Origin of the sequence: Thiomonas sp. FB-6 (assembly GCF_000377645.1) — a bacterium.
In the GTDB taxonomy this organism is placed as follows: domain Bacteria; phylum Pseudomonadota; class Gammaproteobacteria; order Burkholderiales; family Burkholderiaceae_C; genus Thiomonas_A.
Genome location: NZ_KB898501.1, coordinates 1 through 24,256, shown reverse-complemented (window position 1 = coordinate 24,256; position 24,256 = coordinate 1). Strand labels below are relative to the sequence as shown.

Sequence of the window (24,256 nt, the reverse complement as noted above, 5' to 3'; positions counted from 1 at the left end):
TCGGTGCGCCGCCATCGCCTTTCAATCCGCACCGACCATCGGTAGGTGCAAGGAGGATTCGCGGGCGCAGGCCACGGCCTCCTCGTAGCCGGCATCGGCGTGGCGCATGACCCCGGTCGCCGGGTCGTTCCACAGCACCCGCTCGAGGCGTGCCGCAGCGGCCTCGGTCCCGTCGCAGACAATGACCACGCCGGCGTGCTGGGAGTAGCCCATGCCGACGCCGCCACCATGATGCAGCGAAACCCAGGTGGCCCCACTCGCGGTATTGAGCAGCGCATTGAGCAGCGGCCAGTCCGAGACCGCATCGCTGCCATCCCGCATCGCCTCGGTCTCGCGGTTAGGCGACGCCACCGATCCGCTGTCCAGGTGATCGCGACCGATCACGACCGGGGCCCTGAGTTCACCCGACTTCACCATGTCGTTGAAGGCGAGCGCGGCCTTGTGCCGTTCTCCCAGCCCGAGCCAGCAGATGCGCGCGGGCAGCCCCTGGAACGCGATGCGCTCGCTCGCCAGATCGAGCCAGCGATGCAGGTGAGGATCGTGCGGAAACAGCTCCTTGAGCTTGGCGTCGGTCCTGGCGATGTCCTGCGGATCGCCCGAGAGCGCCACCCAGCGGAAGGGGCCTTTACCTCGGCAGAACAAGGGCCGGATATAGGCCGGAACGAAGCCGGGAAACGCGAAAGCTCGCTTCACCCCCTGGTCCAGCGCCACCTGACGTATGTTGTTTCCATAGTCAAAGGTGGGCACACCCATGGCCTGGAACTCGAGCATCGCACGCACGTGCTCGGCGCAGCTCTGCGCGGCGGCGGCGCCGAGCTCGGCGTGCGCGCCGGGGTCCGCCTGGGCGGCCTTCCAGCGCTCGACCGTCCAGCCGGCCGGCAGGTAACCGTGAATCAGGTCGTGGGCCGAGGTCTGGTCGGTCAGCAGGTCGGGGCGGATGCCCCCGACCCGGGCACGCGCCAGCAACTCGGGGAGGACCTCCGCGGCATTGCCCAGCAAGCCCACGGAGACAGCCTGCCTCTGGCGCGTGTAGTGGGCAATGCGCTCAAGCGCATCGTCGAGGTCGCGCGCCTGCTCGTCGAGATAACGCGAGCGCAGCCGGAAATCGATGCGACTCTGCTGGCATTCGATGTTCAGGGACGCCGCACCAGCGAAGGTCGCCGCGAGCGGCTGCGCCCCGCCCATGCCGCCAAGACCGGCGGTGAGAATCCAGCGCCCCGCCAGGTCGCCGCCGCAATGCTGGCGCCCCGCTTCGACGAAAGTCTCGTAGGTCCCCTGCACGATCCCCTGGCTGGCGATGTAGATCCACGACCCCGCCGTCATTTGCCCGAACATCATCAGGCCCTTGCGGTCCAGCTCGTTGAAATGCTCCCATGTCGCCCATTTCGGCACGAGATTGGAATTGGCTAGGAGCACCCGAGGCGCGTCGACGTGGGTGCGGAACACGCCGACCGGCTTGCCCGACTGGATCAGCAAGGTCTCGTCCTCGCGCAGCGCGCGCAGCTCGCGCAGAATCGCGTCGTAGCAATCCCAGTCGCGCGCGGCCTTGCCGATTCCGCCGTACACGACGAGGGAGCCGGGATCCTCGGCGACCTCCGGATCCAGGTTGTTCTGGATCATCCGGTAGGCCGCCTCGATCAACCAGTTGCGACAGGAGAGATTGGGGCCGCGTGGCGCGCGTACGACACGCGGCCGGTTCGAGGCGGTAGGGGTGGAGCGATCAATCACGGCTGGCTTCCAGAAAAACGTCTGAGCTCGCACTTTACTTGTCTAGACAGGCCTACACAAGGGCATTGGACTCCGTGGAAACCCCAATCTTTTCAATAGCAATCAACTTGTCTAGACACGCCTATACCGGTAAGATCATCCCATGAAACGCGAAGCGACTTCGCCGCCCCGCCGAACGCCGGTGGCCGCGGCCCCCTACCAGGTGGTGAAGCAGCACCTGAAGACCGGGCTGGAGCACGGGCGCTGGAAGCCCGGCACGCTGATGCCCTCGGAATCCGCGCTGGTCACGCAGTTCGGCGTCAGCCGCATGACGGTCAACCGCGCGCTACGCGAACTGCAGAGCGAGGGGCTGGTCGAACGCGTGCAGGGAGTCGGCACCTTCGCCGCGCAGCTGCACAAGTTGTCCGCAACGCTATCGATCCGCGACATGCGCGAGCACGTCGAGTCGCGCGGACTTCCCTACCGCATGGGCGTGCACCTGCTCCGCGAGGAGTCCGCCCCGCCGATGGTGGCGCAGCGCTTCGGGCTCAAGGAGGGAACCCCCGTGTTCCACTCGCTCGCGGTGCACTATGAGGGCGACGTTCCGCTGCAATGCGAGGACCGCTGGGTCAACCCCGCGGCCGCTCCGCACTACCTGTCCACCGACTTCTCGGCATCCACGCCGACGCAGTACCTGCTCGAGGTCGCACCGACCTGGGAGGCCTCCTACACCATCGAGGCAACCATGCCCAGTCGCCAGGAGGCTCGTCTCCTGAAGATCGACGCGACCGAGCCCTGCCTGGTCGTCACCCGCTCCACGGTCAGTCGCGGAACGCCGGTCACACTGGTGCGCCTGGTGCACCCGGGCAGCCGCTATCTGCTCGAGGGACGGTTCCAGCCTTGAACCCGCTGCTGCTCGCATGCGACTCCGTCGCGCCGCGGCCCTGGCGCAACGGTGGTGGAGTCACGCGCGAGCTGCTGGCTCGCCCAGCCGTCGCGACCTGGCGCGTTCGAGTCAGCGTGGCCGACATTGCTTCCGACGGGCCGTTTTCGGCCTGGCCGGGAATCACGCGATGGTTCGCCGTGGTCGATGGCGCCGGGGTCGAGCTGCGCATCGGAAGCTCATCGCAGCACCAGCTGCTCGGTGCCGATGCGCTGTGCTTCTCGGGCGACGTTCCTGTCGAGTGTCGACTGCTCCATGGGCCGACCCGCGACCTCAACCTGATGCTGCGCGACACACCAGGGTTCATGCAGCCGGCGCGCGTCGGCACGTCGTGGACGCCGCACGCGCGGTCTTGCGGGTTTTTCGCCACACGCTGGTCGCGTTGTCGCCACACCTGCGCGCGGGGCGAGGATCGCTTCACCGACGTCCCGCGATTCACACTTCTGTGGTTCGAGCGGGCGCCGCGGCGGCTGAGCGTCGATGCCGACGACCATGAGGGCGACGGCGCCGGCTACTGGATCGGCGTCGGGGATCCCTGAGATGTCGACGCGCACCCTCTACCGCGATGCCCTGCTGTGCACGCTTGCGGGCGACGCGGGCTGGGGCCTCGTCGACAACGCCGCGATGGTCGCCGAAGGCGGCACGCTGCGTTGGGTCGGCGCTGCAAGCGAGCTTCCCGCACATCTCGAAATCGACGAGGAATACCACCTCGGCGGAACGCTGGTCACGCCCGGGTTGGTGGATTGCCACACGCATCTCGTGTACGGTGGCCACCGCGCCGACGAATTTGAGCTGCGCCTGGGCGGCGCCGGCTACGCGGACATCGCGGCCGCGGGCGGTGGAATCCTGTCGACGGTGCGCGCCACCCGCATGGCCAGCGACGAGCGCCTGTTCGCCGATGCGCGGGAGCGCGCCATGGCGATGCTGCGCGGAGGCGTTACAACGCTGGAGATCAAGTCCGGCTACGGCTTGGACTTCGCGCACGAAGTGCGCTGCCTGCGCGTGGCGCGGCGAATCGGAGAAGTCCTGCCGCTTACGGTGCGCACCACCTGCCTGGCGGCGCACGCGCTGCCCCCCGAGTACGCCGGACAGGCCGATGCGTATATCGACCACGTCTGCTCCTGGCTGCCGCGTCTGGCCGAGCAGGACTTGGCCGACGCCATCGACGCGTTTTGCGAAGCCATCGCCTTTGACACGGCGCAGATAGAGCGAGTGTTCAAGGCTGCGCGCGGTGCCGGTCTGCCGGTGAAACTGCACGCCGAGCAGTTGAGTTGCCTCGGTGGCGCCGAACTCGCCGCCGCCTACGGCGCACTTTCCTGCGACCACCTCGAATACCTGGACGCAGCGGGCGTCGCGGCCATGGCGGCCGGCGGCAGCGTTGCCGTGCTGCTGCCCGGCGCGTTCTACTTCCTTCGGGAGACGCAGCTTCCGCCGGTGCGAGCCTTGCGCGAGGCTGGCGTTCCAATCGCGCTGGCCAGCGACCACAACCCCGGCAGCTCCCCCATGCTGAGCCCGACCTTGGTGCTCAACATGGGCTGCACCTTGTTTCGCCTGAGGCCCGAGGAAGCGCTGCGCGGGATGACCGTGAACGCCGCGCAAGCTCTCGGGCTTCACGATCGCGGCCGGCTGGCCCCGGGGCAGCGCGCCGACTTCGTCGCCTGGCCGCTGAACCACCCCAACGAGCTCTGCTACTGGATTGGACAGCCCGGAGCCTGCAGGCCCTTCATTGCCGGTGCACCTTGGTCTTGAACATGCACGAATCACCCATCTTCACGCTGCATCGCGGCAGTCAGCCATTGCTGGTCAGCTTGCCTCACACGGGAACGCTGATTCCCGAAGAGTACGCGTCGCGCCTGCTGCCACGAGCACTCGACGTGGACGACACCGACTGGCACCTCGAGCAGATCTATCGCTTCGCGCTCGAGCGCGGCTGCAGCATGCTGGTGCCGCGCATGTCGCGCTACGTTGTCGACCTGAACCGGCCGCCGCTGGACACGCCAATGTACCCTGGCTCCAACAACACAGGAGTCTGTCCCTCGCGCGCCTTCAGCGGCGAGGCGCTGTACCGTCCCGGGCAGGAGCCCAACGCCCAGGAGCTGCCGTCCCGCCTCGCGGAGTACTGGCAGCCCTACCACGATGCATTGTCGGCCGAACTGCAGCGCCTGCGCGACCTGCACGGTTTTGCGCTTCTGTGGGACGGCCACAGCATCCTGTCACGTCTGCCCTGGCTGTTCGACGGAACGCTACCCGACCTGAACCTCGGCACGGCCGAGGGGACAAGTTGTGCGCAGAGCCTGCGCTCAGCGCTCGCGGCGGCGCTGCGCCGGCAGCCCGGCTTCACGCACGCCGTCGACGGTCGCTTCAAGGGCGGCTACATCACACGTCACTATGGACAGCCAGGAGAGAATGTCCACGCCGTGCAAATGGAAATGTGCTTCTCCACCTACATGCGCGAGCGTGCCCCGTGGCGTATCGATGCGGCGCGGCGCGACGGGCTGCTGCCCACACTGCGCGATCTGATCGACGTCATGCTCGAGTGGAGGCCGGATGCCGACGTCCGCTGAGTCCGATCGCCTGCTGTGGGCCCCGCGCGCCTGGCTGCCCGAAGGCTGGCACGAAGACGTGCTGCTGCGCATCGACGAGGAGGGCAACTGGTCGGAGGTGCGCGCGCGAGTCGCGCCGCCGCCGCAGGCGCGCCGCATTGACGGCGCGTTGCTGCCCGGGCTGGTGGACGCCCACAGCCACGCCTTCCAACGCGCCTTCGCCGGCCTCGCCGAACGTCGCCAGGACGCCGCCGATACCTTCTGGTCATGGCGGGACCGCATGTACCAGGCCGCGCTGCGCATCACGCCGCAACAGTTGCGGGCAGTGGCCGCGATGCTGTATCTCGAACTGCTGCACGGTGGGTACACGCAGGTGTGCGAATTCCACTACCTGCACCGCGACCCGAGCGGCCGCCCCTACCCGGACCTGCTGGAAATGGGTCTTGCGCTGTGCGATGCCGCTGGGCAGGCGGGTATCGGGCTGACCTTGATGCCCACCCTGTACGAGCGCGCGGGCTTCGGACAGCCTACGCTGCGAGCCGACCAGCGCCGCTTCGCCTGCGATGCGGCGAGCGCATGGGAGATGGCGCGCGCCATCGGGGCGCATCGACATCCGCTGCTGCGCGCCGGGCTTGCCGTGCATTCCCTGCGCGCCGCGAGCACCGAATCCATCGTCGCGCTGGCACGGGCGGCGGACGGCTTCGATGGCCCGATCCACGTCCACGTGAGCGAGCAGACCGCGGAGGTCGATGAATGCGTGGCGGCCACGGGGAAACGTCCCATTGCCTGGTTGGCGGAGCAGGGCCTGCTCGATCCACGCTGGCAACTGGTCCACGCCACGCATGCTGCGCCGTCCGAGATCGACGCCGCCGCCGCTGCCGGCGCGGGCATCGTGCTGTGCCCGAGCACCGAGGCCAACCTCGGCGACGGTGTGCCCGATTTGCCGCACATGCTCGCCAACAACGTGCCCATCACCCTCGGCTCGGACAGCCAGGTAAATCGTGACTGGCGCGAAGAGCTGCGCTGGCTGGACTATGCGCAGCGGCTTCTGCGCCGCGAGCGCAACAGCAGCGCGGCCCCGCAGCTCGCGCAACCCTCCACCGCGGAGCGCCTGTGGTCGCGCGTGCAGGCTGGCAGCGGCCGCAGCGCCGGGCTCGGCGCCTGGGGGCTGTGTACCGGGGCGCGCGCCGACGCGCTTGTACTCGATTCCCGGGCGTCGAGTCTCCTCGGGATCGCGCCTGCGCAGCAACTCGACGCTCTGGTGTTCTCCAGCCCGGCCCCGGCCTGGCGCGACGTGCTGGTCGCTGGCCGCTGGGTGCTGCGCGAAGGCGCGCACCCGCGCGCCGAGGAGATCGCACACCGCTTCGACGATGCGATGCGCGAACTCTGGTGGGACACGACGAGTTGAAGGAAGTCAGCTCGATGAGCCGGCTGGTGCTCGCCGCGGGGACTGCGCACAGCTTGAATTTCGTGCGGAGGCGGTCCAGCGCGCATTACGCTGGCGAGGCGTAGACCAGGGAAGCGTGCACCACGCCGCGCAGCCAGCGGTGTGCAGGGTCGGCATGCACGCTCATTCTCCAGTGCAGGTGCGTGTCGAACGCCTGATGCGGAAGCTGGGGACGTACCAGGAAGGTCTTCGAGCAATGCGCGCACGTTCGCTGAAGCATGGGCTACTCCTCGGTCGCACTCGCGGGTTGCGGTCGAGTAGCTAGGCCATTCGGCTTCGCCCTCACAGATCCGAGCATGCGGCTTTCCCGCACTCGGCTCTTCCCGAAGGTCAGGCGCGGCATATGCGTTGCTCTGCCCATGAACGAGTGATCCGCACCGCAGGCAACGGGTAACGCGCCGTCACCGCGTCGAACCAAGCGCACCCTGCCCGGCACGAGCGCTGACTGCGCCGGGGGAGCGTGATGAGCCAGATCCTTCGCAGCTCCCGCCGGAAGCCGGCAAGGGCCCGCCAGTTGTGCGGCATGCCGTAGTACGCGCGGTGGCCGCGCAGGACGCTGACGTACCAGCGATGCTGGTCGGCCAGAGAATCGTGCATGCGGCGCCTCGCGTCCTGGCGAAGCTCGTTCAACTTGCGGGTGATGCGTTTGCTCTGCGTCTTGTGCTTCACGATGAACCGCCCGTCCCTCGTCTACCCGCAATAGTGAGTGAAACCCAGGAAGGCGAACGTACGGGGCCGGGGAAGGCCGCGCTGCGCGCGTTGGATCGCCGGTAGGCGACCGAACGCGATCAGCCGCGTCTTTTCCCCGTGCAACTCCAGGCCAAACTGACCCAGTCGCGTTTGCAGATCGCGCACCATCTTGTCTGCATCCGCCTTGCTCTCGAAGCCCATCACGAAGTCGTCGGCGTACCGCACGATGCACACGCGCGCGCGTGCATGTCGCCGTCGCCACTGATGGACCCAGAGATCAAGTACGTAATGCAAGAAGACGTTGGCGAGCAGCGGACTGATGCCAGAGCCCTGCGGCGTGCCCCGGTCCGTTTCACGCAACTCGTTGCTCTCAAGGACGCCCGCCTCCAGCCACATCCTGATGAGCCTCAAGACGCGGGGATCGGCGATCCTGTGTGCCAGCATCCGCATCAGCCACTCGTGGTCAACCGAGTCGAAGAAGCTGCGGATGTCGGCATCGAGCACCCAGGTCACTCGCTGGCTCATCAAGGCTGTGTGCACTGCTGCCAGCGCCTGATGCGGATTGCGCCCCGGCCGAAAGCCGGAGGAGAACCCAAGGAAGTCTGCCTCGTAGATCGCGCTCAAGACCTCAGCGACCGCACCCTGGACGATTTTGTCCTCCAGCGTGGGGATGCCAAGAGGGCGACGACCGCCGTCGGCCTTGGGGATGTGCACGCCCCGAACCGGACTGGGCCGGTAGAGCCCCGTGTGGATCCGTCCGTGCAGATCCTGCAGGTTCGCTGCAAGGTTCTGTTCGTACGTTTGCACGGTCATCCCATCGACCCCCGCCGCTGCTCGCCGTCGCTGTCGAGCAAACGCTCTCCCGAGCGCCTCTTCGTCGACGTGGTGCAGCAATGCGGTGAACTGCGTCTGGGCAGCGCTTCGCGCCGCCGCGCTCACCCGCGCCAGTCGAGGCTGCAAGGTGCTCCGGCTCTGTGTCCGGCCTTGGCTCGATGGGCGCGCGTGGCCTTCGGGTCCGCCCCTTCCCTCCACACGTCTCGTTTCCTTCGACGGTCTCATCGGTACTACGAGCGAATCCGACTCCCGACCTCAGCTCGAACTTCGACTTCGGCGTTGCCTTGTCGTTGTCCCCCGTCGCGAACCACCACGACGGACCCGGTCGGGCCTCTCATGTTCCAACGATTGCCTTCTGTACGTGATGTGGCCTTCGACCCCGGCAGAGCGACGGCCTCTCGCATAACGAAACCGTCTGTGCTGTCTTCGCAATCTGGGAACGCCCCATGAGACCCTTCGCCCTGAAGGAACAAACCGACCGAGATGGGCGGCCATCTGGTAGAGATCCTCGCGTTGCGGTCCATTCGGCGCGCTGGCGGACGGGTGCAGCGACTTGTACTTTGCATCAAACACCCCTTGAACCTGCCCGCCGACGTGGATGACCGCATCCGGTATCAGGGCGAAGAGGGCGCGCGGGGGGCGCTACTGCGGCCCGAACCAGTTCCGCGCAATGTCGGCGGCGCAGCGTTCCAGGCGCTCGCGCTTGCCGACCATGGTGGCCAAGTCCATGCGTGCCAGGGGCGCATGCACCGCGAGGCCGGCGACCACGCGGCCACGCGGGTCGCAGATCGGAACGGCCAGGGCGTTCAGCCCCAGGGAGTCCTCCTCCTCGTTGATGGCGAAGCCGCACTGGCGGATCTGCTGCAGCGCCTGCGTCAGTTGCTCCGGGGTGCGCAGCGTGCGCGGCGTGAACACCTGCAGCGGCAACTCGTCGAGCAGGCGGCGCAGCCTGCCGGGCATGACGTGGGCGAGCAGCAGCTTGCCGATGGCGGTGCAGTGGGCGGGCACGCGGCTACCCGGCTGCAGTTGCACCCGCAGCGGCCAGTCGCACTCGACGCGGTCCACGTACAGCACCTGCGTGCCATCGAGCACGCCAATGTTGCAGGTCTCGTGCAGTTCGTCGACAAGCTGCTGCAGCAGGCGCCGGCTGTAGGCCTCGGAGCCGACGCTGCCGAGCACCGCCGCCGAAAGCCGGCGCATGCGCTGGCTGCAGAGGTAGCGGTCGGTCGCGGGGTCGCGCCCCAGCAGATCCAGCTCCAACAACTGTCGCAACACTCGGTGCGCGGTCTGCTTGGGCATGCCGGTGGCGGCTGCGGCGTCGGTCAGGTTCAGCCCCTGCGCACTGTTGCTGATGGCCTCGAGCAGCGCGAGCGCCTTGCTCATGGCCGAGCCCGCGGCGGCGCCTTCGGCCTCGGCCTTCATGGCAGGTCTCGCGGCACGGGCGCCGCCAGCAACGCCTGGGCCCGCGCGGCGAACTCCAGCAGCAGCCGGTCCTCCCCCCGGCGCGCCACGAGTTGGATTCCGATCGGCAGCGTGCCGGCGCGCACCGCCATGGGCAAGCACAGCGCGGGCATGCCCGCGAGGCTCCACAGGCGTTGCGGCGCGCGCGAGCCGCTGCCGTGGCCCAGCAGCGGCGCGACGTCGACGGTGGCCACCGTCACCGCCACCTCGCCGGGGCGCAGCCACTCGTGCAGCGCTTCGGCCACAGCCTGCTGCCCACGCCGCGCGGCTGCCATGCGCGACGCTGGTAGGGCTTCGCCTTCGCCCAGCAGCCGCAGCAGCCGCGCGGACACCATCCCGGGCGGCGCGGCGCGCAGGGCTTCACCGTGGAGGCGGGCGAGCCCGCGCACCAGCAGCGTGTCCACGAGCTGTTGTTCGCGGGCGGCGACCCATGGCGGAACCGAGGTCTCGCGCCAGGCCGGGGCCAGGCCGCGCAGGCGCGCGGCCGCCTCGCCGAGCGCCGCGCGTACGGCCGGTGCTACGGCCTCTGGGAACCAGGGCGCCACCAGGCACACGCCGGTGAGCGCGCCGGCAGAGGCTTGCGCGGCCGGCGCCAGCACCTCGTCCACCGCGCACAGGCGCGCCGCGCTGTCGGCGATCAGCCCGGGATCGTCCAGGCTCTCGGACAGCGGCACCACGCCGAGCATGGGGTAGCGCGCGTGGCTGGGCTTGAAGCCGACGGCACCGCAGTAAGCGGCGGGGCGAATGATCGAGCCCAAGGTCTGCGTGCCCAGCGCCAGCGGTACCAGTCCGGCGCCGACCGCGGCGGCAGAGCCGCTGGAGGACGCGCCTGGGCCGCGTAGCGGGTCCAGCGGATGGGTGGTCGGCGGCAGCTGGGCGATGGCGAATTCGGACGATGCGGTGATGCCCAGCACGACCGCGCCGGCGCGCTCCAGCGCGGCGACCATCGGCGCGGTGGCAGATCCCAGGCGTTCGCGATACAGCGCGGAGCCGGCGCTCCATGGCAGGCCTTGGACCTCGAACACCTCCTTCACGGCCAGCGGCAGGGCGTGCAGCGGCCCGTGCGCCACGGGGGCGAGGCGGTCCAGTTGGGCGGCGTGCGCCAGCGCGCGGGCCGGCGCGACATGCACGAAGGCCCGTAGGGAGCGGTCGCGCCGCGCGATACGCTCCAGCGCCGCGCCCACCGCGCGCACGGCGGCGCCCGCGGTGTCACCGCATGGCGCGGTGGTGGATGCAGCGGCGTGCGGGTCGCGGTTCAGGCAAGCGGGTTCGGACAGACTCATGGCGGGTTCGGCGGGTTCTGGGCGGAAGGAAGCCTGTGCGGCGTGCGGGCTTCAGTCGGTGACCATGTCGGGTGCCTCGGGTTTTGCGGTGGGCAGCAGTTCTTCGTGCAGCGCTTCCAGGATGCGGGCTTCCAGCTCGCGAAAGCCGGGCTCGTTGATGTGCCGGGGTTGTTCCAGCTCGATGCGCAGGTCCAGTTTCACGCGCCCGGGCCTGCGCGTGAACACGATCACGCGCGTTGCGAGAAACAGCGCTTCCTGCACGGAGTGGGTGACCAGCAGCACGGTCTTGCGATGTTCGCGCCAGATGCGCAGGAGCTCCTGTTGCAGGAAGCCTCGCGTCAGCGCGTCGAGCGCGCCGAATGGCTCGTCCATGAGGATGATGTCGGGGTCGGTCGCGAAGGCGCGCGCCAACGCCACACGTTGCTTCATGCCGCCGGAGAGCGCGGCCGGACGCGCGGAGCCGAAGCCCTCGAGCCCGATCAGGCGCAGGTAATGCTCGACGCGACGGTCGCGCTCGGCCTTCGGCACGCCGCTGTTGCGCAGCCCGAAGCCGATGTTCTCGCGCACGCTCAGCCAGTGAAACAGCGCGTACTGCTGGAACACCATGCCTCGGCTGATGTGCGGGCCGCGCACGCGCTCGCCGTTCACCAGCACGCTTCCACGGGTGGCCGCCTCGAAGCCGGCGATGATGTTGAGCAGCGTGCTCTTGCCGCAGCCCGAGGGCCCGATCAGGGCGACGAAGGCCCCGGATTCGATGTCCAGGTCGATCGGGTGCAGTACTTCCAGCGCCTGCTCGTCGGGACGATCGAACCATTTGGAGACCTGCTCGATGCGCAGGCCACGGGGCGCACGCGTGTCGACGGCGGGAGTCGAGGGAACGGGGTTCGGCATCAGGAATCCTCCACGCCGAGGCAGCGCCCCAGCCGGCGAAACGCGGTATCGATGAGCAGGCCGAGCACGGCGATCACGATCATCCCCGCCAGCACCTGGTCCGAGCGCAGGATCTCCATGCCGTTGGAAATCAGGTAGCCCAGACCCTTGTTGGCGGCGACCAGTTCGGCGGCGATGATTGCCGCCCAGCCGGTGCCGAAGGCGACGCGCAGCCCGACCAGGATCTGCGGCATCGCCGCCGGCAGGATGACGCGGCGGAACAGCCGCGCATCGTTGTCGCAGCCGAGCACGCGCCCAGCGCGCACGAGTACCGGATCGACCCCCTGCACGCCCGAGAGGGTGTTGAGAAGGATGGGGAAGAAGGTGGCGATGAACAGGATGAAGATCTTTCCCGTCTCGCCGACCCCGAACCAGAGGATGGCCATGGGAATCCAGGCCAGCGGTGAGATGGGACGGAACAGCTCGAACAGAGGTTCGAGCACGCGCCGCAGCCGGGGATGCACGCCTTGCAGCAGGCCCAGCGGCACCGCCACGACGGCACCCAGCATCCAGGCGACGAGCACGCGCCCGAGGCTGGCGCCAGCATCGACCCAGAGCTGCCCGGATAGCGCCAGCGACCATAGCGTGCGCAGTGTCTCCCCAGGCGTGGGCAGCACGGCCTGGCTCGGGTGCGTGGTCAGCACCACGAGTTGCCAGGCCAGCAGCACGACGGAGGCGGCCGCGACATAGGGCCAGGCCGCCAGCCAGCGCGGCGCGGGCGCACTCATGGAACTGCCCTCCTCGCTACTCTGGACTCCCCGAGGGAGTGGAGCGCCCCTTCGGAGCGGCCGTGCGCGGCGCTCATGGCTTCGCTCCAAGCGTCGGCGTCGCCTGCGCGGCGTGCTCGGCCTGCTCGGCGTATTGCGGTGCGATGCGTGGCTTGTCGTCGGGCTGCAGGATGTGCGCCGCCTGCAGGAAGCGGGTGTACTGATCGAGCACGCTGGGGGTGGGCACGATGTCGGCGTCGTACACGGAGATGCCTTCCTGTAGCGAATAGTGGATCACCTGCGACGGGAAGCCGATCTGCCGGCTCCACATGGCCACCGCCTCGTCCGGGTGCGCCAGCACCAGGCGTTCGGCCTGGACAATCGCCCCCAGGATGGCTTCGACCAGCGCAGGATGGGCGTCGACGAAGGCGGTGCGTCCGTAGACGCCGTTGCCGATGTAGTGGCCGTCCTTCAGGGGCAGGATGGACTCAGCCTTCGCCAGCACGCGTGCCTTGCCCGAGGCCAGCGCCTGCGACACGTGCGGGTCCCAGGTGATGCCGGCGTCCACGCTGTCGTCCTCGACCAGCGTGGATACGTCCGAACCCTTGGTCTTGAACAGGGTCACGTCGTGCTCGCTCAACCCGGCCTGCTGCAGCGCCTTGAGCAGCAGCGGGTATTGCTGCGAGCCCTCGCCGGGATAGGCGATGCGCTTGCCCTTGAGCTGGGCCAGGGTATGGATGGACGATGCCGCGGGCACGATGATCGCGGTCTGCTCGAGGATGGTGATGGCCAGCAGCTCGGCCGGCAGACGCGCCGCGGCCACCACCGCGGGGCCCATGCCGGCCGAGGCGAGGTCGAGGTCGCCCGCGGCCATCGCCTGGTTCTCGGGGGCGCCGTAGGAGAAGTTGTAGAAGCGGATCTTGACGTGGAAGCGCGATTCGATGGGCGCGAGCAGCCCGGCCGCGCGCGCGATGTAGATGGGCTGGGTCGCCGGCTGCACGCCGAAGCGCACCACCTCGTCGGCGTGCGCGCTGCCCAGGGCCGCGGCCGCACAGGCCAGGCCTGCGTAGACGCGCGGGGTGCGGAAGGAACGAAGCTTCATGGCAGGACTCCCGTGGATCAAAACCAGGACAGGGTTTCCCGGTTTTTGATGCAAGGGTTCACGCAAACGTCGTGCCACCGCCGTCGAGCGACGTGCCTCGCGCTCTGCACGCGCGTGCAAACAGAGGCTGTTGCGGGGCCGGGCAGAGCGGGGCACGCCCACCGCCAAACGCCACAGAGCGAGGCCTCGGCACGCCCGTGGTGCGTGATGCCCAATGTCGGCGCATGGAAGGTGCGGCAGCGGCCTGGCGCTGCTGGGCGCGCGCGCTCACGCTGGGCCTGTCGCGGCGCTGAACCCTTGGCCCAGGCCCTGGGGGCACCTAGAGCATGGGCAACACGGTCCCGGCCAGCGGCCCGGGCACCCGCGCCGCCAAGGACATGCGCTCCTTCACGGCGCTCCCCAGCAGAACGAAGCCATCCATAGTCTCGCCGTCCGCGCCGAGATAAATGGCTCTCAAGCCGTCGCCATCGACCGCCACGGACCATGCGCCACCTGGCTGCAATGGGGGGCAGATGACGGCCGGGCACGCGGGCGTCTTCACGACCACCGGCATGGCCGGGTACTGCACGGGCGTGGGCTCGCCGGTCAGGGTTCGGGCAAGCGCCTTGGCGCCATGCGTGATCGGGAGCACGTAGGGCAGCACGAGCCCCTCCACTTCCGCGCAGTCACCCAGCGCATAGACGTCCGCCACCGAGCTTCGAAGCCAACGATCGGTTCGAATGCCGGTGCCCGTGTCCAGTCCCGCGTCGCGGGCGAGGCCGATGTTCGGCTGCAGCCCGATCGCGCAAAGCACCAGGTCGTAGCGCGCGGAAGTTCCCGTGCTGGTGCTCAGCACATGGCCTGGTTCCGCGGGATCGATACGCACCACGGTCGTGCCGAGGTGAAATCGCACTCCGGCCGCCTCGAGGCGCCGCCGGAACATGTCGGCGGCTCGCGCGGGAAGCAGGCGGCCGAGCGGCTGGGCGGCCACGTCGTGGACATCGACCTCGATGCCCGCCAGGCGCAGGTCGTTGGCGAATTCGCATCCGATCAGTCCCGCGCCAATGATGGCGACACGCCTCGCGCCCTGCAGGCGCTCGCGGAAACGGGCGTAATCGGCCAGGTTGTTGACGGACAGCATGGCGTCCGCCTCCTCCCCGGCCATCGGCAGCCGACGCTGGCTGGCGCCCATGGCCAGCACCAGCGCGTCGTAGGCGAATGAGCCGGCCGTCGCGTGCACCTCCCTCGCGCCGGTATCGACGGCGTCGACCTCGGTATGGCCGACGATGCGCACGCCCAGGTCCTGCGCCAGCCTGGCCGCCGGGGTAAGGACCAGCGCCGCGGCGGACTTCCCGCCGGCCAGCGCGTTGGACAACGCAGGCTTGGAATAGAAGTCTCCCGGCTCCCGGCTCAGCAGCACCATCTCTGCCCGGTCGTCGAGCCTGCGCAACTCGCGCGCCAGGGAGATGCCCGCCATGCCGCTGCCGATGATGACGATGCGCCGAGTCATGGGCGTATGCAGGAGTGGGACGGCCCGAAGCGCCGGCAACGCGCTCAGGCCGCCTGCGCCCTTGCGATGGTGAAGGGCACCGGATTGCGCATGGTGTTGGCCACCGGGGAGTAGTAGTTGGCGGTCTGCACGATGTCGTCGAGTTCCTCGCGCGAGGCGTCGCCCTCGACGATGACCTTCACGCGGATTTCCTGAAAGCCCATCTGCGCCGGCTTGCGGTCCGCGCCTCCGGCACCCCACGCCGCCGAGTTGCCGATGTCCGCCTCCAGAAAGATCTCCAGGCGAGACAGGCGCACCTGCCGCTCCGTCGCCACCGCGGTGATGCCCACCGACAGGCAACCGCCCAGCGCGGACAACGCGATCTCGCCCGGCGCGGGCTCGGTGTTCTCGCCAAAGAGGTGCAAAGGCTCATCCACCACGACCGGGTTGTGGGTGCCCACGAAGCTCCACGAGCGGAACTGCCCCTGCATCACGGTATGCACCTTGTTCGTGCCCTTGCGCTCGGGGTTGTCCCGTCCCGCCTGGGCGAACTTGAGCAGGCCCTCGCGGTCGATCGGGCGCAGATACTGGGTTTCGGTCTTCGTGTCAGCAAGCATGGAAATCTCCGGGTTGGAACGATCGAGCAAGCACGCGCCGATCAATAGGTCTTGTAGGGCAGGAACTTGCCCGACATCACGATGTTCACGCGGTCGCCCTTCGGGTCCGCCTCGCGCTGCAGATCCATACGGAAATCGATAGCGGACATGATGCCGTCCCCGAATTCCTCGTGGATCAGGGCCTTGAATGTGCTCCCGTACACGTTGACCAGTTCGTAGAAGCGGTAGATCAGCGGATCGGTGGGAACGGCCGTCGGCAGCGAGCCCTTGTAGGGAACCTGCTGCAGCAGCGCCACGGCCTGCTCCGGAAGGTCGAACACCTCCCCCAGGATGGCCGCCTGGCTGGCGTCGAAGGTCATCTGGCCCAGGCATCCGGCCGTGACCCACTCCTTGGACAGGCCGATCCTGGCCGCGACGTCGGCCCACTTGAGGCCCTTGCTGATCTTGGTCGCGACGATCATTTCCGTCACATCGTTTCGATTCATGGTCTGGCTCCTTGCTGGGTGAGAACTACAGATTGATGACCTGCCGGAGACGCGGAACATCGCCGCCGCCCGGCTCGTCGCGGGCCTCTTCGACGACCAGCCCCGGACGCACGACGGGCGGTTGGCGCGGGTCGTGCAGCACGGCGAGCTCCCCGTCGGCCGCATAGCCCCTGGATCGGTTCACGAGGAAGTCCACCAGGTGGTTGCGGATGCGGTAGTACTGCGGGTCGTGGTGCATCCCGGCACGCGTGCGCTCGCGCGGCATGGTGATCTCCACGATCTCGGCGATCCTGGCCAGCGGGCCGTTGCTCATCAGCACGATGCGGTCGGCCAGCAGGATCGCCTCGTCCACGTCGTGGGTGATCATGAACACCGTCTGTCGCGTGGCCTGCACGATGCGCAGCAACTCGTCCTGGATGGTGCCGCGGGTCAGCGCGTCCAGCGCACCGAAGGGCTCGTCGAGCAGCAGCATCTTGGGCTGGATCGCGAAGGCCCGCGCGATGCCCACGCGCTGCTTCATGCCACCGGACAACTGATGCGGCTTCTTGTCCGCGGCGCCCGCCATGCCGACCATCTCCAGTTGCCGCATGCTGTGCTCCCGCACCTGCTCGCGCGTCCACCGCGGCCAGCGCGACTGCACCGCGAAGGCGACGTTGCCCAACACCGTGCGCCAAGGCATTAGCGCGTGGCCCTGGAACACCACGCCGCGGTCCAGCGAGGGCCCCGACACCTCGTGCCCTTCCATCAGCACCACGCCGGAGGACGCCTGCTCCAGGCCGGCGAGGATGTTGAGGATGGTCGTCTTGCCGCAGCCCGAATGGCCGAGCACGGCGATGAATTCGCCGCGCTCGACTTCGAAATGGACATGCTCGAACACCGCTTCCCCCAAGCGCCCCCTGGCATCCGGATAGCGCTTGCACAGCTCTTCGACGCGCACAAAGGCCGGGCTCATGGCATCACTCCGCGTAGGTCACCGCACGCTGCAGACGCGCGAAGGACAGGTCGAGCAGCATGCCGACCAGGCCGATCAGGAAAATCGCGAACAGCATGCTGGGCAGAGCCAGGTTGTTCCACTCGTTCCAGACGTAGTAGCCGATGCCGGTGCCGCCCACCAGCATCTCCGCCGCCACGATCACCAGCCAGGCAATGCCCATGGAAATGCGCATGCCGGTGAGGATGGTCGGCGCCGCCGCGGGCAGGATCACCCCGAAGGCCCTGCGCATGGGCCTGAGCTCCAGCGTGCGCGCCACGTTCAGCCATTCGCGCCGCACGCCCGCCACACCGAAGGCCGTGTTGATCAGCATGGGCCAGACCGAGCAGATGAAGATCACGAACACCGCACTGACATTGGCGTCCCTGAGCGTGTACAGCGCGATAGGCATCCAGGCCAGCGGAGAGATCGGCTTGAGGAGCTGGATGAAGGGATCGAAGGCCCGGTAGAGCACCGGGAACATGCCGATCACGAAGCCCAGCGGCAGTGCCGCCAGCACCGCCAGCGCGAAACCTCCGGCGACCCTGGCCAGCGAATAGCCGAGCTGCAGGCCGATGCCCTTGTCGTTGGGCCCGTGGTCGTAGAAGGGGTTGCGCAACTCCTGCACGAAGGTATGGATCACCTGCGCCGGGGTGGGAAAGCCCTGCCGGGTGGCGCTGCCCTGGCCCATCAGCTCGGCGTACTCGGCGCTGACGCCGGGCGGCAGCTTGGGCGGCTTGGGCAGGGTCAGGAACTGCCAGATCGCCAGCAGCATGGCGGCGATCAGCAGGGTCAGCGCCGCGGACTGAAGGCGCGAAGCGTTGCGGGATGTCATGGCCGCCCCCTCAGGCCTTCGCGCTCAGCGCCTTGAGGTAGGCGTCGGGCTTCTTGGGGTCGAACTTGCGGCCGAGGATCTGGTAGTCCTGCATGTCCTCGTCCGGCGCATGCATGCCCGCCTTGCGCATGGCGGCGCGCGCGTCGGTGGCACGGAACACGCGCTCGGCGATCTGCCGGTAGTCCACGTCGCCCTTGATGTAGTTCCAGCGTTTCATCTCCGCCAGGATCCACACTGCCATCGACGGCCACGGGAAGGGCTGGAAGCCGATTCGTTGCGGTTCGCTGCGCACCTGGCCGAGCCCGTCGGCATAGGTGCCGGTAAGCACCTGCTTGACCACGATCTTCGGCTGGTTGAGGAACTTCGGCTGCGCCAGGGTGTCGACGATGGCGTCGCGGTTGGCGGGCACGTTCAGGTAGGCCGCCGAGCGCAGCATGGCGCGGACCAGCGCCGCATAGGTGTTGGGCTGCCGGCTCGCGAAGTCGGCCTCCATCGCGAGGGTGCAGCAGGGGTGCCCGCGCCAGAGGTCCACGCTGAGGGTATGGATGAAGCCGATGCCCTCGAACACCGCCCGCTGGTTGAAGGGCTCGGCGACGATGAAACCGTCGAGGTTGCCGCCGGCCAGGTTGGCCAGCATGTCCGGAGGCGCCATAACGCGCAGCTGCACGTCGTGGTCGGGATCGAGCCCGTGCTGGGCAAGGTATTCGCGCAGCAGGAAGTTGTGGATGGAGTAGTCGAAGGGGATGGCCAGGCGGAATCCCTTCCACTGCGCGGGATCGCGGCGATCCTTGTGGCGCATCGCCAGGGTGATGGCGCTGCCGTTGACGTTGTCCATCAGGGCGGCCACGGTGGGCGCAGCGCTCGACCCGGCGCCGAGCGCCATGGACACGGGCATCGGCGCGAGCATCTGCGCGGCGTCGAAGTCGCGGTTGATGGTCTTGTCCCGCACCAGCGCCCAGCCCGGCGTCTTCAGCAGCTCGACCTGCAGGCCGGCGTCGTGGAAGTAACCGTTCTGCTGCGCGATCAGAAGGGGGCTGGCGCAGGTGATCGGGAGGTAGCCGATCTTCAGGTTCCGCTTTTCCGGCGGCGCCGCCGGCTCGGCGGCCTGGGCTTGCAGCATGCCGAAGGGAATCAGCTGGGAGATCGCCGCCAGGGCGGTGCCGCTGCCCACGGCGCGCAGGAAACGCCGCCGCTGCGCGTCGCTCGGGAACAAGGCGCGCATCACCGCGCCCTCGAGCCCCCGGCGGGTGAGCTGCCCGAGGTCGCCGTGGTCGATGGGGCGGCCGCTCTGCGCGTCATGCGCCGCCTGGTCGGCGTGGCGGCCACAGCTGCAGCCGGGAAGGCGCACGGAGGGCTCAAACGGGTCATCGTTCGGGTTCATCGCAGGTCCCATCGAAAACATCGGTCAGGAAAATCGCTCAGGAAGGCATCCGTCGCGCCGGGCGCGTCGGCCCGGCCCGCCGGCGGGGCTCAAGGCAACATCGGCTCGAAGTCGGCCTTGGTGACGCCGCATTCCGGGCAGTACCAGTCCTCCGGAATGTCGGCAAAGGCCGTGCCCGCCGCGATGCCGTGCTCGGGCGCCCCCACCGCGGGGTCGTAGATCCAGTTGCAGACCAGGCACACCCACGGGGTCGTCTCGGTCAGGGTCGCAAGCGCTTCGGTCATGGTGTTTCTCCTGGGTTCGGGCTCAGGCCGCGCGGGCCGGCACGGCCGGCGTCGCGCAGCCCATGCGGGCAATCTCCCGCCGCAGATGCTTGGTGGCCGGCGTGACAATGGCCACGAAATACGCCTCGCGCAGGCGCCGCTGCGCGGCATTGCGCACCAGGTAGCCCTTGGCGCCCTGGTGCAGCATCGCGGCGTGCGCAGCGCGCACCGACAGCTCGCCACCGGCCAGGCGCAGCTTGAGCACCTCGAGGGTGCGGGCGGCGCCCCCATCGGGGTCGGCATCCACGGCGTCGCACAGTTCGTAGGTGGTGGCGCGCGCCTGTTCGAGGGCCTCGACCACCTCGCCCACCTGATCGTCCAGATACTGGTTGACGTGCCCATGCGTGCGGTTGGACTGCGCCATCAGCAGCGCGCAGCCGTCGATCAACCCCAGGCCCATGCCCATTTGCGCGAGGATCATGCCGGGCTTGATGCGGGCGAGATAGGCGGCCGACCGGCTGGGCTGCGCCAGCACCATGGCGTCGGGAACGAAGCACTCCTTGAACTGGCAGGCCAGGGTGCGCGTGCCGTCCAGCCCGATGAACCGCGCGCAGTCCACGAGTCGGAAACCCGGTTGCCCGCAGTCCACGAGCACGAAGGCCAGCCCCTCCAGCTCCCCGTCGGCACCGCGCACCGGGCAGCCGGTGACGAACACATGGTCGGGCCCGAGGTTCGACACCCAGGGAAGCACGCCGTTGATTACGTATCCGCCCTCGGCCCGGCGCGCGCACAGCCGGTAGTCCTCGATGGTGTCGGCGGACTTCATGGTGTTGGACAACCCGGTGCCGGCCAGCAGTTCGCCGGAGACGATGCGCGGCAGGTAGCGCTCCTTCACCCAGGCGTTGTCCGACAGGGTGATGTAGCGGGCGCAGGCCGTCTGGCACCAGATCATGAACCCGGTGGACAGGCACTCCCGGGACGCCTCCTCCATCACCTGCACGACCTGGCGCAGCCCGCGGCCGTCGCCCCCGTGGGCCGGGCTCGCCGCGCCCCGGTAGCCGCCCATCGCGCCGATCTCCCGCAGCAGGTCCTCGGGGTACTCGGCCTTCAGATCGACGTCGAGCACCTTGGGCGCCAGGCGTGTCCGGACCAGTTCGCGCACCGCCACGACCACCGGATCCGCGACACCCCCCTGCGCTGCAATTCCGGAAAGCTCCGACACCGTGTTCGAAACGACGGCTGCTGAAACCGGCATGGCAATCCTCCTGTGTGGCCCATCGGGCCCGGATGCGACCCTTGCCCCCTGCTTCGCAAGCCGCGTGCCAGGACTGCTCCATCGGTGAATCAAGGACTTAGGCCGTCGTCCGGGAAGCCCTGGCAGGCATTGCGCACAAATTGCTCACAATTTGGAGAGCCTCGGTCTGCACACCTCGATGCCCAGCACCGAAATCCGGTAATTCAGCTGGCGCAGGGTCAGGTCCAGCGCCTTGGCCGTGCGCGACTTGTTGCCGCGATGCTGGTCCAGCGCGGCGCGGATGCGCTCACGCTCGTCCTGGGTCACATGCTGGTAGTCCCGCACCGCCGAAGCCTGGGGCGCATGAGGCTCGGCACGGTGCCGCTCCACCTCGATCGCGATGGTGTCCCGCGGGGCCCCCTGCACTTCCGAGACCAGGGCATAGTCCACGGTGGACTCGGCGACCTCGTCGTCCGGCGCCAGCAGCACGATGCGCTCCAGCACGTTGTAGAGCTGTCGGATGTTGCCCGGCCAGGGATACGAGACCAGGCTGGACATGCCATCCGGGGTGAGCCGGACATCGCGCTGATGTCGCTCGTTGAGCTGCGACAGCAGATGCCGCACGAGCAGCTTGATGTCGCCAGGGCGCTCGCGCAGGGCCGGCAGATGGATGGGAATGACATTCAGCCGGTAATAGAGGTCGAGCCGGAAACGCTGCGCCTGCACCAGCGCGCCGAGATCCTGGTGCGTGGCGGCGACGATGCGCACGTCCACCGCGATCTCGGTGCGGCCGCCCAGGCGCTCGATCACCCGCTCCTGCAGCACGCGCAGCAGCTTGACCTGCACCGCCAGCGGAAGGTCGCCGATCTCGTCCAGAAACAACGTGCCGCCGTTGGCCTGCTCGAAACGCCCGATGCGCTGCTGCGACGCCCCCGTATAGGCCCCCTTCTCGTGACCGAACAGCTCGGCCTCGAACAGGGTCTCGGGAATGGCCGCGCAGTTCACCTTGACGAAGGGCTGATCCCGCCGCGCACTCTGCAGGTGCAGCGCACGGGCGAACAACTCCTTGCCGGTTCCCGACTCGCCGAGCAGCAGCACCGTGGCCTCGCTCGAAGCCACCTGTTCGAGCTGGTTCAGGGCCGCGAGCAGCTTGGGCGCCTCGCCGATGATGCCCCAGTTGCGACTGAATTCGGCACGGCGCAGCAGCGCGGCCTTCAGGCTGCGGTTCTCGGCCTGCAGTTCGGCGGTGCGCTTCTGGATCAGATCCTGGATCTTGAAACTCTGCCCGATCAGCTCGGCGATGGTGCGCAGGACCTGCAGGTCCGCACCGAGCGGGCGCTGGCGCGAACGCAGCCGGTGCACGCCCAGCACGCCCGCGATGCGCTGGTCCACCTGGATCGGCAGCGCGATGAACGAGACGGTGCCCGGCGGCAGGCGCGAGCGCTCGATGGCCCGGGCGAGGTAGCCCGGCTCCGCATCGATGTCCTGCACGATGAGGGTCTCGCCGCTCTGCAGCACCCGGCCGGTGATGCCCTCGCCCGGTGCATAGCGCCCCTTGCGCACCTCCTCGCGGGTCAGGCCGTAGGCGGCGCGGATGAGCAGCTCGCCGGACTGCGGATCGGGCAGCACCACGCGGCCGCGGTTGAGCCCCAGCAACTCCGACAGCAGATGCAGCATGTGCTGCGCCGCCGTGAGCGGGTCCAGCCCCCGGCTGAGCAGGTTGATGCTTTCGCGCACCAGCAACTGCTCGTTGGCCGCCAGTTCCTCCTTGTTGTCCTTCGCAGGCGCAGGGGCAGGATCCATCGCAGTGTTCATCATCACGCTCCGAGTACGCGGGACACCCGCGGGCCTGAGCAGAACCGCCAAAGGCTGCCAATTTGCTAGCAATTTCGGTGCCAGTCGGACCTCGCGCGGACGCGCCGGCCGCTGCCGCCAACGAGCACATTGCAGACAAAGCGCACACAGATTGACCGGCCCCGGGCCGGGCGCTGGGGGCTCCGCCCCCTGCAGGCCCGGGGCGCAGGGCTACAAGCCTGTCTGGCACATCCATTGCAAGAGCGAGGGCATCCGATCCACCCTTTCAAGCTGCGAGGACGCCATGACGACTCCGACCATCCTGCCTGTGCTGTTGTCTCCCGAAGAGCTCGCCGCCCGCCAGTCGGAGGGGTCCATCGTGCTCATCGATACACGCGATCCGGAGGCCTACGCGGCGGGGCACATTCCCGGCGCCTTCAACCTGCGCGACATCTTCACCTTCCTCGCCACCTCCTCGCCCCAAGGGCTGCAGGAACTCAAGGACAGCTTCGCCAACCACTTCGGGGCCATCGGACTGTCCGGCGCCGAAGGCGCCGTGCTCTACGAGGACGCCATGCACACGGGCTACGGCCAGTCCTGCCGCGGCTACTACCTGCTCACCTGGCTGGGCTACCCCCAGGTCCATGTTCTCAACGGAGGCTTCTCGGCCTGGAAAGCCGCCGGCCTGCCGAGCACCACGGAGATTCCGCAAGCCACGCCCAAGGCTTTCCCAAAGCATCTCCCGACGGCCGACGTAATGCTCACCAAGGAGGATGTGCAAGCCGCGCTGGGCACCGAAAAGGTGCTGCTCGACGTGCGGGACATCGACGAATGGATCGGGGAGAGCTCGTCGCCCTACGGCAAGGACTTCGCGCCCCGCAAGGGCCGCCTGCCCGGGGCACGCTGGATCGAGTGGTACCGATTCATGAAGCCAGGCCCCCACGGCCCGGTCATCAAATCGCCGGCCGAGGTACGCGCCGAATGCGCCACCGCGGACATCGACGCGGACGACGACATCTACCTCTACTGCTTCAAGGGCGCGCGCGCGTCGAACACGTACCTCGCCCTCAAGCAAGCCGGATTCGACAAGGTGCGCATCTATTTCGGCTCCTGGAACGAATGGTCGCGCGACCCCGAGCTGCCCGTCGACGCAGCCGTGCTCGACGTCTGAGCGAAGCCCGCGTCGCCGCGCAGGCCACCGCGCGCGGGCTCCATGCGGCTTGCAGGATCAATGGCAGCCGCAGGTCGATCTCGTCCCCAAGCCACGCTGCAGGGCTTCGACGTGCGCTACGTCGAGGCCGACACCGAGTTCGCCCACTACGCCCTGGCCAGCTCCCCGGAGCAGGCCACGCTGCTGCGCGCCTGGGTCGAGCCCGACCTGCTCGTGCTCGACGACCTGTTCCTGGCCCGGCGCATCGGCGACGCCGCAGCCGAGTTGCTGCAGGCCATCGTCCACCAGCGCTACAAGCACCGCCGCTCCATCATCGTCACCTCCAACCGTGTGGTGCAAGACTGGGGCAAGTACCTCGGCGACGCCACCATGGCCACCACCATCCTCGACC

25 protein-coding genes and 1 pseudogene are annotated in these 24,256 nt (G+C 68.5%); 7 read left to right on the top strand and 19 right to left on the bottom strand.

Annotated elements, in window-relative coordinates; genetic code table 11:
• Positions 1-21: 21 nt before the first annotated feature.
• Complete coding sequence (hutU, locus tag D466_RS0116350) at positions 22-1,728, bottom strand: urocanate hydratase (RefSeq protein WP_051083774.1); 1,707 nt, start codon at positions 1,726-1,728, stop codon at positions 22-24.
• Between the two features lie 142 nt (positions 1,729-1,870).
• Between hutU and hutC the strand changes: the two genes are divergently transcribed.
• The 5 genes from hutC to hutF are packed head-to-tail and all read left to right on the top strand — an operon-like array spanning position 1,871 to position 6,601.
• The gene (gene hutC / locus D466_RS0116345) at positions 1,871-2,611 is read left to right on the top strand and encodes a histidine utilization repressor (protein WP_038166582.1); all 741 of its coding nucleotides are present in this window, start codon (positions 1,871-1,873) and stop codon (positions 2,609-2,611) included.
• Positions 2,608-3,189 carry a HutD family protein gene (locus D466_RS22945; RefSeq protein ID WP_196803503.1) on the top strand — a complete coding sequence of 194 codons (582 nt, stop codon included), beginning with the start codon at positions 2,608-2,610 and terminating at the stop codon, positions 3,187-3,189. The genes hutC and D466_RS22945 overlap by 4 nt, the downstream gene beginning before the upstream one ends.
• A gap of 1 nt (position 3,190) precedes the next feature.
• Entirely contained in the window at positions 3,191-4,399 is a 1,209-nt protein-coding gene (gene hutI, locus D466_RS0116335; RefSeq protein ID WP_018914785.1) for an imidazolonepropionase, read from the top strand.
• Positions 4,400-4,401: 2 nt separating this feature from the next.
• Positions 4,402-5,214 (top strand): N-formylglutamate deformylase, encoded by an 813-nt coding sequence (gene hutG / locus D466_RS0116330; protein WP_026285379.1) that lies wholly within the window; start codon positions 4,402-4,404, stop codon positions 5,212-5,214.
• The gene (gene hutF / locus D466_RS0116325; RefSeq protein ID WP_018914783.1) at positions 5,198-6,601 is read left to right on the top strand and encodes a formimidoylglutamate deiminase; all 1,404 of its coding nucleotides are present in this window, start codon (positions 5,198-5,200) and stop codon (positions 6,599-6,601) included. The genes hutG and hutF overlap by 17 nt, the downstream gene beginning before the upstream one ends.
• 85 nt (positions 6,602-6,686) lie before the next feature.
• On the opposite strand, the gene D466_RS24130 is transcribed toward hutF, so the two are convergent.
• The 18 genes from D466_RS24130 to D466_RS0116250 form a co-directional block, all read right to left on the bottom strand.
• On the bottom strand, positions 6,687-6,860 hold the full coding sequence (locus tag D466_RS24130) for a hypothetical protein (protein WP_018914782.1): 174 nt from the start codon (positions 6,858-6,860) through the stop codon (positions 6,687-6,689).
• 110 nt (positions 6,861-6,970) lie between these two features.
• Entirely contained in the window at positions 6,971-7,309 is a 339-nt protein-coding gene (locus tag D466_RS24855) for a hypothetical protein (protein ID WP_018914781.1), read from the bottom strand.
• 21 nt (positions 7,310-7,330) lie between these two features.
• On the bottom strand, positions 7,331-8,290 hold the full coding sequence (gene ltrA / locus D466_RS22075) for a group II intron reverse transcriptase/maturase (protein WP_231385755.1): 960 nt from the start codon (positions 8,288-8,290) through the stop codon (positions 7,331-7,333).
• Between the two features lie 129 nt (positions 8,291-8,419).
• Complete coding sequence (locus D466_RS25165; RefSeq protein ID WP_369759456.1) at positions 8,420-8,779, bottom strand: hypothetical protein; 360 nt, start codon at positions 8,777-8,779, stop codon at positions 8,420-8,422.
• Between the two features lie 27 nt (positions 8,780-8,806).
• Entirely contained in the window at positions 8,807-9,586 is a 780-nt protein-coding gene (locus D466_RS0116315) for an IclR family transcriptional regulator (RefSeq protein WP_018914779.1), read from the bottom strand.
• Positions 9,583-10,908: an amidase gene (locus D466_RS22070; protein ID WP_018914778.1), complete on the bottom strand. Its 1,326-nt coding sequence runs from the start codon at positions 10,906-10,908 to the stop codon at positions 9,583-9,585. The genes D466_RS0116315 and D466_RS22070 overlap by 4 nt, the downstream gene beginning before the upstream one ends.
• Before the next feature lie 51 nt (positions 10,909-10,959).
• The gene (locus D466_RS0116305; RefSeq protein WP_018914777.1) at positions 10,960-11,799 is read right to left on the bottom strand and encodes an ABC transporter ATP-binding protein; all 840 of its coding nucleotides are present in this window, start codon (positions 11,797-11,799) and stop codon (positions 10,960-10,962) included.
• Entirely contained in the window at positions 11,799-12,566 is a 768-nt protein-coding gene (locus D466_RS0116300; RefSeq protein WP_018914776.1) for an ABC transporter permease, read from the bottom strand. Before D466_RS0116300 ends, D466_RS0116305 begins: the two co-directional genes overlap by 1 nt.
• Positions 12,567-12,639: 73 nt before the next feature.
• Entirely contained in the window at positions 12,640-13,647 is a 1,008-nt protein-coding gene (locus tag D466_RS0116295; RefSeq protein WP_018914775.1) for an ABC transporter substrate-binding protein, read from the bottom strand.
• 319 nt (positions 13,648-13,966) lie between these two features.
• On the bottom strand, positions 13,967-15,136 hold the full coding sequence (locus tag D466_RS0116290; RefSeq protein WP_018914774.1) for an NAD(P)/FAD-dependent oxidoreductase: 1,170 nt from the start codon (positions 15,134-15,136) through the stop codon (positions 13,967-13,969).
• Between the two features lie 44 nt (positions 15,137-15,180).
• A complete protein-coding gene (locus D466_RS0116285; protein WP_018914773.1) occupies positions 15,181-15,732 on the bottom strand; it encodes an OsmC family protein in 552 nt (183 codons plus the stop codon).
• 41 nt (positions 15,733-15,773) lie between these two features.
• A complete protein-coding gene (cynS, locus tag D466_RS0116280; protein WP_026285378.1) occupies positions 15,774-16,217 on the bottom strand; it encodes a cyanase in 444 nt (147 codons plus the stop codon).
• A gap of 25 nt (positions 16,218-16,242) precedes the next feature.
• Positions 16,243-17,169 (bottom strand): ABC transporter ATP-binding protein, encoded by a 927-nt coding sequence (locus D466_RS0116275; protein WP_018914771.1) that lies wholly within the window; start codon positions 17,167-17,169, stop codon positions 16,243-16,245.
• Positions 17,170-17,173: 4 nt separating this feature from the next.
• Complete coding sequence (gene ntrB, locus D466_RS0116270) at positions 17,174-18,022, bottom strand: nitrate ABC transporter permease (RefSeq protein WP_018914770.1); 849 nt, start codon at positions 18,020-18,022, stop codon at positions 17,174-17,176.
• A gap of 10 nt (positions 18,023-18,032) precedes the next feature.
• Positions 18,033-19,403, bottom strand: a complete 1,371-nt coding sequence (locus D466_RS0116265; RefSeq protein WP_018914769.1) for an ABC transporter substrate-binding protein — start codon at positions 19,401-19,403, stop codon at positions 18,033-18,035.
• Between the two features lie 89 nt (positions 19,404-19,492).
• Positions 19,493-19,687: a rubredoxin gene (locus D466_RS0116260; protein ID WP_018914768.1), complete on the bottom strand. Its 195-nt coding sequence runs from the start codon at positions 19,685-19,687 to the stop codon at positions 19,493-19,495.
• Positions 19,688-19,709: 22 nt separating this feature from the next.
• Positions 19,710-20,921, bottom strand: coding sequence for an acyl-CoA dehydrogenase family protein (locus D466_RS22065; RefSeq protein WP_156004376.1), 1,212 nt, complete (start codon positions 20,919-20,921; stop codon positions 19,710-19,712).
• A gap of 144 nt (positions 20,922-21,065) precedes the next feature.
• A complete protein-coding gene (locus tag D466_RS0116250) occupies positions 21,066-22,703 on the bottom strand; it encodes a sigma-54-dependent Fis family transcriptional regulator (protein WP_018914766.1) in 1,638 nt (545 codons plus the stop codon).
• 295 nt (positions 22,704-22,998) lie between these two features.
• Here D466_RS0116250 and D466_RS0116245 point away from each other — a divergent pair, with 295 nt between their 5' ends.
• Complete coding sequence (locus tag D466_RS0116245; RefSeq protein ID WP_018914765.1) at positions 22,999-23,865, top strand: sulfurtransferase; 867 nt, start codon at positions 22,999-23,001, stop codon at positions 23,863-23,865.
• 87 nt (positions 23,866-23,952) lie between these two features.
• Positions 23,953-24,256, top strand: a pseudogene (locus tag D466_RS0116240) (ATP-binding protein); the annotation flags it as partial.